Here is a 10843-nt window from a genome sequence, read left to right as displayed (position 1 = left end):
CGCTCAGCTCCGCGTTCCAGCAGCGGCGAGGACACAGAACTCGTGGCCGTCCGGGTCGGCCAGGCAGGTCCACGGGACGTCGCCCTGGCCCGCGTCGAGGTCGGTGGCGCCGAGAGCCCGCAACCGGGCCACCTCCGCCACCCGGTCGTCCCCGGAGGACGGCAGCAGGTCGAGGTGGACCCGGTCCGGCCCGGTCTTCACCCCGGGCGTCCGGAGGAACTCGAGGTACGGCCCGACGCCGCTGGCGGAGCGCAGCACCGCATGATCGTCGGCGGCGTCGTGCAGGGTCCACTCCAGCGCCTCGTCCCAGAACCGGGCCATCGCCCGGGGCTCCGTGCAGTCGACCACCACCGCGGCGATCGGTCCGGTGTCCCGGTAGACCTCCCGAGGCTCCAGTACGCAGAACTCGTTGCCCTCCGGGTCGGCGAGGACCGTCCACGGCACGTCCTGCTGGCCCACGTCGACGGGCGTCGCACCGAGCGCCCGGAGGCGTGCGGTCAGCTCCGCCTGGTGCGCCACAGAGCTGGTGGCAAGATCGATGTGTACCCGGTTCTTGGTCGTCGTCCTCGGGTCGGGAACGGGAACGACGTTGACACCGACGGCGACCGGGTCCGGCCAGACGAGCCCGCCGCCGGGGCCGACGTAGGTCGTCTCGCCGGAGTAGGCGGTCCAGCCGAGCGCCTCGGCCCAGAACCGGCCGACCGCCGGGGCGTCGAGAGCCTTGATGTTCACCTGGACCGGTCGCAGCGCCATGCCGGCGATCCTATGCGCCGCCGTGCGCCGGCGGATGGTGATGGCAAATGCGGGCCCGCGAACCAACGTCGATCAGCACGCCGCCGTGCGCCCCACAATCGGCAAGGGTTTTGTGGCTTGATTTTGATGACCGAGCGGCCAATGCGATCATGCGCCGACGCATCGAAGAATCTCATTATCCCGCCAGAGCTAACTTGTTGCCGCAGGGAGAAGCATGCGAAAAGTCAACTGGCTCCGCCGGCTCGGCGTCGTCTCGGCGGTGGTGGCGGTCGGCCTGTCGACCGCGCCCACAGCCGCACGCGCCGATGGATACGACACCCCTCGCAGCGCCACTGCCGACGGCGCGGGCAACACCTATGCCGCCGGGGTCAGCTCGGCGCAACAGCGGGCCCGGGCGGCCGTACTCGCGGCCGGAACGGACTGTACGCCCGGGGACTACTACAACCAATTGATCTATATGTCTCCCGGCGGCGGGACATGGGTCTTCAGATCGACTCACCAAGCGATGTGCGTCGACTGATCAGGTTCGAACGCGACTTCGGGGCGGGCGGCGGTCAGCGGTCCGCAAAACCTCTTGGTCCCACAGCTTGCTGGAAGCCCGATCGACGGTGTCGGGCGTCGGCGGCCCGGGGAACGGGCCGCCGACGCCCGGGGCTCAGTCGGCCCGAGTCAGCCGGATCATGTTCCAGGACAGCGCCGGCAGCACGACGTTCAGCCGTCCGCCTTCGACCCTGGGCTCGGCCAGCCGGCTCGGCGTCACCCGCTCGGGCGCCTCCGCGCTGTTCGTCGCCTCCGGGTCCGGGTCGGCCAGCACGACGTGCTCGCCACCGACCAGGTCGCCGCAGGCCCGCAGGTCGACGTCGAGGGCGAGCGGTTCGCGCTGGTCCCGGTTGACCGCGAACAGCGTGACCGCGCCGGACTCCTCGTCCCGGACGGCGGTGGCGGTGACCGTAGACACCTCGCCGTGCCGGGTGGTGTCGTGCCGCGGCCCGGTCGGCTCGACCCGGAGCACCGTGCCGCGCCCGTGCCGGGAGGTCAGCGCGAACGGGTGGTAGGTCGGCTGCACCCAGGCCGCCCCGCCCGGCTCACTGCGGATCGGCGCGATCACGTTGACGAGCTGGGCCAGGCAGGCGATCTTGACCCGGTCGGCGTGCCGGAGCAGCGAGATCAGCAGGTCGCCGACGACCACGGCGTCCACCACCGAGTAGGTGTCCTCGATCAGCCGGGGCGCCTCCGCCCAGTCGAGCTTCTCCTGGCCGACGAACCGGCTCTGGTACCAGACGTTCCACTCGTCGACCGAGAGGTTGATCCGCTTGCGGTGCTTGCCGACCGCGCGTACGTGGTCGCAGGTGGCGACCACCGACTCCACGAACCGGTCCAGGTCGACGGCGCTGGCCAGGAAACTGGCCCGGTCGCCGTCGTGCTCCTGGTAGTAGCTGTGCACCGAGACGTAGTCGACCAGGTCGTACGCCTCCTCCAGGACGGTCGCCTCCCAGCTGCCGAAGGTCGGCATCCCGCTGCCGGAGCTGCCGCAGGCGACGAGTTCGATGGACGGGTCGACCTGGCGCATCGCCTGGGCGGTCTGCGCGGCGAGCCGGCCGTACTCCCGGGCGGTGGTGAACCCGGTCTGCCACGGGCCGTCCATCTCGTTGCCGAGGCACCAGAGCTTGATGTCGTACGGGTCAGGGTTGCCGTGCTTGCGTCGCAGGTCCGACCAGTACGTCCCGGACGGGTGGTTGGTGTATTCCAGCAGGGTGCGGGCGGCGTCCACCCCTCGGGTGCCGAGGTTCACCGCCATCATCGGCTCGCTGCCGACCCGGCGGGTCCAGCCGACGAACTCGTCGACGCCGATCTCGTTGGTCTCGATCGACCGCCAGGCCAGGTCCAGCCGGCGGGGCCGGGACTCGCGCGGCCCGATCCCGTCCTCCCAGTTGTAACCGGAGACGAAGTTGCCGCCCGGATAGCGCAGCACCGGTACCCCGAGCTGCCGGACCAGCTCCGCGACGTCCCGGCGGAACCCGTGCTCGTCGGCGGTCGGATGGCCCGGCTCGTAGATCCCGGTGTAGACGCAGCGCCCGAGGTGCTCGACGAACGAGCCGTAGAGCCTCGGATCCACCTCGTCGATCCGGAACGCGGGATCGATTGTCAACGCGGCCTGGTGCACGAAACCTCCAACAACCTTCGGAGCGGGTGCATGTTAACGATCACACTGGCCCGATTGTGGCCGTTGGACCTGCGCAGCGTCAATCGCCCGACGGCCGTCCGGCCGGCTCAGGACGCAGCGTCCGCAGCCGGGCGCCCCGTGTGCCGCCGGCGTCAGGCCGCCTCGTCCGCCGGCGTCAGGCCGCCTCGTGCGCTGCCGGCCTCAGGGCGCCTCGTCCGCCGGCGGCCGGGTGCCGGTCCAGGCCGCCCAGAGCGCCGCGTACCGGCCGCCGGCGGCGACCAGCTGGTCGTGCGTGCCGGTCTCGGCCACCCGTCCGGCCTCCAGCAGGATGATCCGGTCCGCGGCGGCCGCCTGGGTCAGCCGGTGCGCCACCACCAGTCCGGTCCGCCCGTCCAGCGCCCGGGCGGCCGCCGTCTCCAACTGACGGGCGCCGGCACTGCCGGCCTCGGCTGTCGCCTCGTCCAGGATCGCCACCGGCGGCGCGGCCAGCACCAGCCGGGCCAGCGCGAGCTGCTGGGCCTGTGCCGCCGTCAGTCGGTGCCCGCCGTCGCCGACGACCGTGGCCAGTCCGTCCGGCAGCGCGCGCACCCAGCCCAGCGCGCCGACCCGGTCCAGCGCGGCGAGCAACTCCTCGTCGTCGGCGTCCGGCCCGGCCAGCCGCAGGTCCTCGGCGAGCGGACCGGCGAAGACGTGCACCTCCTGGCTGACCAGCGCGACCGTGCGGCCGGCGACGGCGGTGCCGAGGTCGGAGATGGGTACGCCGCCGAGCCGGATGCTGCCACCACTCGGCGGATGGATCCCGGCGATCAGCTTCGCCAGCGTGGTCTTGCCGGCCCCACTCGCCCCGACCAGCGCGACCCGCTCCTCCGGCGCGACGCTGAACGTGACGTCGTGCAGTACGTCGTGCCCCGGCAGGTACGCGTGCCGCAGCTCCTTCGCCTCGACCCCACCGTGCACCGGCACCGGCCGCTGCTCGGGCTGCCGGGGCGCCGGCAACCGGGTGACACCCACCAGCCGGACCAGGCTGGCGGCGGCCGACTGGGCGTCGTCGACCAGGCTCAGCGCGGCGTTGAGCGGGCCGAAGAGGTTGTGGAAGTAGAGGGCGGCGGCGGAGGCCGTGCCGACGGTGACCGCGTCCGCGCGCACCAGCAGGAAGCCGGTCAGCAGCACGGCGGTGAGCCCGACGAACTCGGCCAGGTTGAGTCGCCCGAAGAAGCCGGTCATCAGCCGGATCCCGCGCAGCGTCAGCTCGACCGCCGCCGTCGAGCTGCCGGAGACCCGGTCCAGGTGCGGCTCGGTGAGCCGGAAGGCGCGTACCGTCCGGGCACCGCCGACGGTGTCCAGCAACTGCTGCTGCTGCGCGCCGTGTGCGATCCGCTGGCTGGCATAGAGCGGCTGGGCCCGGCGGGCGTACCAGCGGGCGGTGTGCAGTTGGATCGGCACCGCGAGCAGCGCGGCGAGCAGGAACCGCCAGTCGAGTACGGCCAGCCCGACCAGGGTCAGCCCGATGGTCAGACCGGAGCGGGCGAGCTGCGGCAGCGCGGTCCGGACCGCCTCGGCGATCACGGTCACGTCTCCGGTCACCCGGGCGGTCAGGTCGCCGGAGCCGGCCCGCTCGACCTGGTCCAGCGGCAGGTCCAACACCCGGTCGATGAACCGTTCCCGCAGGTCCGCCAGCATCCCCTCGCCGAGCCGGGCGACCTGGGAGAGCCCGAGCGCCAGCGTGATTCCCTGGACGACCGCGACCAGGCCGAGCAGTACCGTCGGGGTGGTGATCGCGCCCGGCGGCCGACCGGCGACGACCAGGTCCACGATGTGCCCGAGCAGCGGCGCGGTGAGCAGCCCGACGGCGGTGGAACCGACCAGCAGGCCGAGGGCGCGGACGGCGAGGAACCGGCGCGGCCGCAGCAGCTCCGCCAGGGTGGCCCGGACCTGGCGCCCGGTCGCCGTCGGCAGCAGCTGCCGGGCCGGTCGACCCGCTCGGGCGGCTTCGCTCATCGGTGGGCTCTCCCTGTCAGCCGGCACCCTGCCACGGCGGCGTGCACCGCAGCGCCGATGTCCTCGACACGTGCGACGGCGGGGCTCACCGGAGCGCCGATGTCCTCGACCGGTGCGACGGCGGGGCTCACCGGAGCGCCGATGTCCTCGACCGGTGCGACGGCGGGGCTCACCGGAGCACCGATGCCCGGTAGCCGTCGTCCCGTCGGGCCAGGTCCGGATGGCTGCCCTCGGCCCGCACGGCACCGCCGTCGAGCAGCACGACCCGGTCGGTGACGGCCAACAGCGTCGGGCTGGTGGTAACCAACAGGGTGGTCCGGCCCTGCCGCAGCTCCCGCAGCCCGGCCGCGATCCGGGCCTCGGTGGCCGCGTCGACGGCCGTGGTCGGGTCGTGCAACACGAGTACCGGTGCGTCGGCGGCCAGTGCGCGAGCCAGGGCCACCCGTTGGCGCTGCCCGCCGGAGAGCGAGCGTCCCCGCTCGGTGAGCAGGGTGTCCAGCCCGTCCGGCAGGGCGCGGGCAACCTCGTCCACGTCGGCGGCGCCGAGCGCCCGGCGTACCCCCTCGGTCCCGGCGAGTGCCGGGGCCGCCACGTTCTCCCGCAGGGTGCCCTCGAACAGGTCGGCGTCGTGCGGCGCGACCAGGATCGCGGCGCGCAGCCGCTCGGGGGCCAGGGTGTGCAGCCCGACACCGTCCAGCTCGACGGTGCCGGCCGCCGGGTCGACGTCCCGGGCCAGGCAGCGCAGCAGGTCGTCGGCGACGGCCGGATCGGTCGCCACCACGCCGAGCAGTTCTCCCGGAGCGGCGTGCAGGCTGACGCCGCGCAGCGTCCCGTGTCGGACGTCCCGCAGCGCGACCCGGCCGACCACCGGAGTGGCGGGGGAGCCGTCCCCGTCGGGCGTCGAGGCTGCCGCGCCGAGTACCGAGGCGATCCGGTCGGCGGAGGCGCGGCCCTGGGCGAACTCGGCGGTCACCCAGCCGAAGGTGGCCAGCGGGCCGAGCAGGAAGAGCGCCAGACCGACCGCCGCGACGAGCTGCCCGACGGTGAGTTCGCCGGCTGCGGCCAGCCGGCCGCCGAGCAGGCCGACGGCGGCCACGAAGAAGCCGGTGATGACGAGCAGGGTGCCGTCGTACCACGCCTGGGCCTGGGCCGCCCGGACGGTGGCGGCCAGCGCCTCCCGGCTGGTCCGCCGGTAGCGCCGGGCCGCCGCCGGTGCCGCACCGAGACCCTTGAGCACGCGCAGACCGGCCACCAGGTCCGCGGCCACCCCGGAGGCGTACGCCGCCTTCTCCTGTTCGGCGTGGCTGCGCCGCTCCAGCGGCCGGCCGAGTCGATGGGCGAGCCAGAGCAGCAGCGGTGCGCCGACCAGCACCAGGAGCCCGAGCGGCACCGAGACCACCAGCAGGGCGACGCCGCCGACCAGCAGACCTGTCGTCGCGCCGATCGCGGTGGCGAGGGCCCGGTTCACCGCACCGACCCGGTCGGCGTCCCCGGTGGCGGTGGCGACCAGCGCGCCGGGCAGCCGACCGGTCTCCGCGCCGCCCCGATGGTCGAGAATTCGTCGGGTGAGTGCGAGCCGCAGCCGGTGCGCGGCCTGCTCGACGGCGCGTTCGCCGGTACGGGCGCTGAACCGGAAGCTTGTCGACAGCACCGCGAACACCACGCCGAGTACGCCGATCCAGCCGATCAGGTCGACCAGGCCGCCCCGCCCGACGGCCCGGTCGATCACGACACCGATCAGCACCGGTACGAGCGCCTCGCCGGCCTGGTGACTGGCGCTGAGCCCCGCACTGGCCAGTACGTGCCGGAGCTGACCGGTGATGGCGCCCGTCAGCACGGTACGCGCCGTGGGGCTGCCGGTCCGCACGCTCGGCTCCTTCGCTCGACGGGCCTGGAGTAGTCAGGACGGTTGGAGGTTAGGCTAACCTATCGCCTGGCTCGTCCCGACTTCCGTGACCCGTCGCCGCCACCGGATCGTCGGGCGGCGACCCTCGCCCGGACCGTCGGGCCGCCGCCACCGCTGCCGGATCGTCAGGCCAGGAAGAGGATCGTGATGCCGATCACCACGTCGACGACCCCGCACCACTCGGAGAAGCCGCGCGGGACCACCCGGTTGGCCCGGTGGTGGGCGTAGTCCCATCCCGCGTGGGCGAGCCAGCCGGCGCCGACGAGATAACGGCCCAACTCGTCCGGCGTCAGCAGCGCCGCACCCACCAGGAGTAGGTAGAAGGCCAGCCCGGCGAGTTGCAGCGCGAGGACCCGCCGGTCACCGAACTGCCGGCGTACCGCACCGATCACCAGGTAGGCGACCGGGAGGATCAGCATCACCCAGGCGTCCAGGACGGCGGGACCGGTCCAGTTGTCGATGGTGAACAGCAGGGCCAACCAGGTCGGCCAACGCCGCTCCAGCCAATCCACGACCCGCCCCGTCCGGCCGGCGGCCGCGTGACCGGCACTCGCGTGACCGGCGGCAGCGTGACCGGCAATCGTGTGACCGGCGGCGTGCGCGCCGGTGTACTCGGACAGCCGGCGGAGCATCACGAGCAGCATGGCGGGCAGCATCAGCAGGTGACCGGCCATCGTCACGAACCCACCGTCCACCACCCCGGCCCAGTACGGCGGCAGGAAGAGCAGGAACGGCAGGTACATCGCGGCGCCCATCTCGGCGACCGGAGCCCACCGGTGGCCCCGGTGACGCATCCAGACGGTCATCGCCAGCGTCATGTTCGTGGCCATCACCAGCGCGTCGACGTCGGGGCGGTCCAGCATCCGGGTCATGTCGAGTCCGGTGGCGGCGTCGACGGCGCTGGCCAGCACCTCCCACGCCGGACCGAGCAGCAGCATCCCGAGGACCATCGCGACGACCATCTCGGCGAAGTGTCGGAGAAAATGCCAGGTGGAACGCCGGCGGGACGCACCTGAGGTGCCGGCCGCCTCGGGTGCGGTGGCGGTGGTTTCGGTTGTCCGGACCGTGCCGTCCGGGATCGTCGATGTCATGGATCCAGGCTGTCGGCGCCGCGGCTCGACCGGCAGGCGTGCGCCGCACGGTTCGACCATGCGGATCGCATGGTCCGACCATGCGGCACCCGCCGGCGATCTGGGGCCGGGCGTGCGCCCGGAACCGGTGCCGGTCGGGCGGGCGCGTCGGCTCTCTCGGCAGCCAAGCCACTGCTTTACTATGATTCTAGTGAAGCAGTAGGGAGCTACCGTGTTCGTCTTCCGGCTCGACACCCACTCCGGCGTACCGCCGTACCTGCAACTCGTCCAGCAGGTCCGCCAGGCGGTGCTGCTGGGCTTTCTCCGACCCGGTGACCGCCTCCCGCTCATCCGCGAGGTGGTCGAGGACCTGGCGATCAATCCGAACACCGTCGCCAAGGCGTACCGGCAGATGGAGCAGGAGAACCTGGTCACCGGCCGGCCCGGTCAGGGCACGTTCGTCAACGAACAGCAGTCGGCCGCGATGTCGGCATCGACGTACACGTCGCTGCGCCGCGGCCTGGCGACCTGGCTGCGCCGCGCCTACGCGGCCGGCCTCGACGAGCAGGCGGTCGACGCGCTTTTCACGTCCGTCCACCAGCAGACGAGGAATGAGGAAGTGGCGTGACAGCGACCGGGTTCGCGCTGCGCACCGACGGTGTGGGCAAGCGGTACCGGAGGGGCTGGGCGCTGCGCGACTGCACCCTGGCCCTGCCGGCGGGCGGGGTGATCGCCCTGGTCGGGCCGAACGGCGCGGGCAAGACCACGCTGCTGCGCCTGGTCGTCGGGTTGCTGGCCCCGAGCACCGGCACGGTGGAGGTCCTCGGCCACGACGTCACCGCCAGCACCCCGCAGACCCTGTCCCGGGTCGGGTTCCTGGCCCAGGACCACCCGCTGTACAAGCGCTTCACCGTCGCCGAGATGCTCCGCTTCGGCCGGGCCTGCAACCTGCGGTTCGACCAGGGGCTGGCCGAGCGCCGGCTGGCGAAGCTGGGCATCCCGCTCGACCGCAGGGCCGGCACGCTCTCCGGCGGCCAGCAGGCCCAGGTCGCGTTGGCGCTGGCCCTGGCGAAGCGGCCGGACCTGCTCGTCCTCGACGAACCGGTGGCCAGCCTCGACCCGTTGGCCCGGCACGAGTTCCTGCAGGTCCTGATGGGCGCGGTGGCCGAAGGCGGGGTGACCGTCCTGTTCTCCTCCCACGTCGTGCACGAGCTGGAGCGCGTCTGCGACCACCTGGTCGTGCTCAACCACGGCCGGGTCACGCTCACCGGTGACATCGACACCCTTCTCGCCGAGCACCGGCTGCTCGTCGGCCCGCGCACGGGCACCGACCTCGACCGGGCCGGCACCGTCGTGCAGGCCGTGCACAGCGACCGGCACACGACCCTGCTGGTACGCGACGGCGCGATCCCGGCCGCGCCCGGCTGGCAGGCCCAGCCGGTCGCGCTGGAGGAGCTGGTGCTGGCGTACCTGCGCCGGCCGTCCGAGCCGAGCGCCGCGGTCGGATCTGGGGTGGCGGCATGACGTGGTTGATCTGGCGCCAGCACCGGACCGAGGTCTGCGTCCTGGGGCTGCTCGTCGGCATCTTCGGCATCGCCCTGCTCGTGCTCGGGACGCAGGCCCACGACCTGTTCCCCGGTGGTCCCGCCCGGTGTGCGGGAGAGGCCGGTGTCAACGAGGCATGCGCGGCCTCCTTCCGCCGGCTCGACGAGGAGTACGGGTACGTCGAGAACCTCCTGGCGGGCTTCTTCCTGGTCCCCGTCGTCATCGGTGCGTTCCTCGGTGCGCCGCTGCTCGCGCGGGAACTGGAGGACGGCACGTGGCAGCTCGCCTGGACGCAGGCCGTGCCGCGGATGCGCTGGCTGGCGGCCAAGCTCGCGGCACTGGCCGCCGTCACAGTCGTGCTCACCGGGATGTTCACCGCGGTGCTCACCTGGTTCCGTCAGCCGTTCGACGCGTGGGAAGGGCGGTTCCAGTACGACGCCTTCGACGTGGAGGGGCTTGTTCCGGTGGCGTACGCGCTGTTCGCGTTCGGCGTCGCCACCGCCGCCGGGGCGATCCTGCGGCGCAGCCTGCCCGCGTTCGGCGTCGCGTTCGGGGCGTTCCTCGCCGCCCGGATGCCGGTGGCGCTGTTGGCCCGTCCCGCGTACGCCACCCCGCTCACCACCATGGAGCCGGTCCCCGTCGGGGGCTCGGACGACCAGGCGGGCCACCGGCCCGTGCCCGGCAACGCTTCCTGGACAATCGAACACGGCTACGCAGACGCCACCGGGCGCAGGCTGAGCTGGACCGAGTACCACGAGCTGGAGGACGCCGCCAACCGGGCCGGCAGCAACCTCAACCAGTTTCTGCACGCGCGGGGCATCCAGCAGTTCGGGGTCTACCACCCGGCCGACCGGTTCTGGACGTTCCAGCTCATCGAGGCGGCCCTGTTCGTCGCCGTCGCGGCGGTCCTGATCGGTGTGGTGGCGTGGCGGGTACGGCGCCGTGTGATCTAGCTTGAGCCTGACCTGTGGACCCCGCCCTGGCCGGGCTGGCCGGGCTCGCAGGCCGGGCCGGGTTCGTCGGCCTCGGGCTCGTCGGGGCAGCCGACCGCGTCCAGGTAGGAGTTGACGAGTTCGGTCGGCGCGCCGGCCTCGAGCAGCAGGTCGACAGCGTTGATCGCGAACCAGTTGTCGGCGACGGCGTGCATGGCTGCGGCCCGGGCGAGCAGGTCGGGGTCGGCGGCGAGGTCGGCGAGCTCGGCTAGGGCGGTGGCCCGGACCAGGCCCTCCCGATAGCCACCGGCGTAGTCCGTGGCGATCCGGTGCACCCGGGCGAGGACGAGTCGGCGGTCGGTGGGCTGGTGGGCGGCGAGGCGGGCGGGGCCGCCGGCCTGGTCTCGGCTGTCGTACACCTCGATATTCTATCGTACATGTGTTCGAATCGGGTGCCCGGAAGCGGCGGCGGCGC

10 protein-coding genes are annotated in these 10843 nt (G+C 73.0%); 4 read left to right on the top strand and 6 right to left on the bottom strand.

Translation table 11 applies throughout. The annotated features are described in order from the left end of the window. Window positions 1-3: 3 nt before the first annotated feature. Window positions 4-753: a VOC family protein gene (locus ACN28A_RS32885; RefSeq protein ID WP_421402058.1), complete on the bottom strand. Its 750-nt coding sequence runs from the start codon at window positions 751-753 to the stop codon at window positions 4-6. 214 nt (window positions 754-967) lie between these two features. Here ACN28A_RS32885 and ACN28A_RS32880 point away from each other — a divergent pair, with 214 nt between their 5' ends. Further along, window positions 968-1273: a hypothetical protein gene (locus tag ACN28A_RS32880; RefSeq protein WP_421402055.1), complete on the top strand. Its 306-nt coding sequence runs from the start codon at window positions 968-970 to the stop codon at window positions 1271-1273. Between the two features lie 135 nt (window positions 1274-1408). Here the strand turns inward: ACN28A_RS32880 and ACN28A_RS32875 are convergent, their stop codons facing one another. From ACN28A_RS32875 to ACN28A_RS32860, 4 genes are all read right to left on the bottom strand, one after another. Then, the gene (locus ACN28A_RS32875; protein WP_421402053.1) at window positions 1409-2917 is read right to left on the bottom strand and encodes an alpha-N-arabinofuranosidase; all 1509 of its coding nucleotides are present in this window, start codon (window positions 2915-2917) and stop codon (window positions 1409-1411) included. A 201-nt stretch (window positions 2918-3118) separates the two neighbouring features. Next, on the bottom strand, window positions 3119-4915 hold the full coding sequence (locus ACN28A_RS32870) for an ABC transporter ATP-binding protein (protein WP_421402050.1): 1797 nt from the start codon (window positions 4913-4915) through the stop codon (window positions 3119-3121). Between the two features lie 169 nt (window positions 4916-5084). Beyond that, the gene (locus ACN28A_RS32865) at window positions 5085-6782 is read right to left on the bottom strand and encodes an ABC transporter ATP-binding protein (RefSeq protein ID WP_421402048.1); all 1698 of its coding nucleotides are present in this window, start codon (window positions 6780-6782) and stop codon (window positions 5085-5087) included. A 164-nt stretch (window positions 6783-6946) separates the two neighbouring features. Next, window positions 6947-7912 carry a hypothetical protein gene (locus ACN28A_RS32860; RefSeq protein WP_421402046.1) on the bottom strand — a complete coding sequence of 322 codons (966 nt, stop codon included), beginning with the start codon at window positions 7910-7912 and terminating at the stop codon, window positions 6947-6949. 211 nt (window positions 7913-8123) lie between these two features. Between ACN28A_RS32860 and ACN28A_RS32855 the strand changes: the two genes are divergently transcribed. The 3 genes from ACN28A_RS32855 to ACN28A_RS32845 are packed head-to-tail and all read left to right on the top strand — an operon-like array spanning window position 8124 to window position 10389. Further along, window positions 8124-8519, top strand: coding sequence for a GntR family transcriptional regulator (locus ACN28A_RS32855; protein WP_421402044.1), 396 nt, complete (start codon window positions 8124-8126; stop codon window positions 8517-8519). Then, window positions 8516-9415, top strand: a complete 900-nt coding sequence (locus ACN28A_RS32850) for an ABC transporter ATP-binding protein (RefSeq protein ID WP_421402041.1) — start codon at window positions 8516-8518, stop codon at window positions 9413-9415. Before ACN28A_RS32855 ends, ACN28A_RS32850 begins: the two co-directional genes overlap by 4 nt. After that, window positions 9412-10389 (top strand): ABC transporter permease subunit, encoded by a 978-nt coding sequence (locus ACN28A_RS32845; RefSeq protein WP_421402038.1) that lies wholly within the window; start codon window positions 9412-9414, stop codon window positions 10387-10389. The genes ACN28A_RS32850 and ACN28A_RS32845 overlap by 4 nt, the downstream gene beginning before the upstream one ends. On the opposite strand, the gene ACN28A_RS32840 is transcribed toward ACN28A_RS32845, so the two are convergent. Beyond that, window positions 10386-10787, bottom strand: a complete 402-nt coding sequence (locus ACN28A_RS32840) for a hypothetical protein (protein WP_421402036.1) — start codon at window positions 10785-10787, stop codon at window positions 10386-10388. The genes ACN28A_RS32845 and ACN28A_RS32840 overlap by 4 nt on opposite strands. Between the last annotated feature and the right edge of the window lie 56 nt (window positions 10788-10843).

The organism is Plantactinospora sp. WMMB782 (assembly GCF_049179135.1).
GTDB lineage: Bacteria > Actinomycetota > Actinomycetes > Mycobacteriales > Micromonosporaceae > Plantactinospora.
This window is presented reverse-complemented; position numbering and strand designations above follow the sequence as displayed.

Excerpts from the sequence above, each read along its gene's own strand:
- ACN28A_RS32885 (WP_421402058.1), bottom strand. The coding sequence starts at position 753 with ATGGCGCTGCGACCGGTCCAGGTGAACATCAAGGCTCTCGACGCCCCG.
- ACN28A_RS32880 (WP_421402055.1), top strand. The coding sequence starts at position 968 with ATGCGAAAAGTCAACTGGCTCCGCCGGCTCGGCGTCGTCTCGGCGGTG.
- ACN28A_RS32870 (WP_421402050.1), bottom strand. The coding sequence starts at position 4,915 with ATGAGCGAAGCCGCCCGAGCGGGTCGACCGGCCCGGCAGCTGCTGCCG.
- ACN28A_RS32860 (WP_421402046.1), bottom strand. The coding sequence starts at position 7,912 with ATGACATCGACGATCCCGGACGGCACGGTCCGGACAACCGAAACCACC.
- ACN28A_RS32845 (WP_421402038.1), top strand. The coding sequence starts at position 9,412 with ATGACGTGGTTGATCTGGCGCCAGCACCGGACCGAGGTCTGCGTCCTG.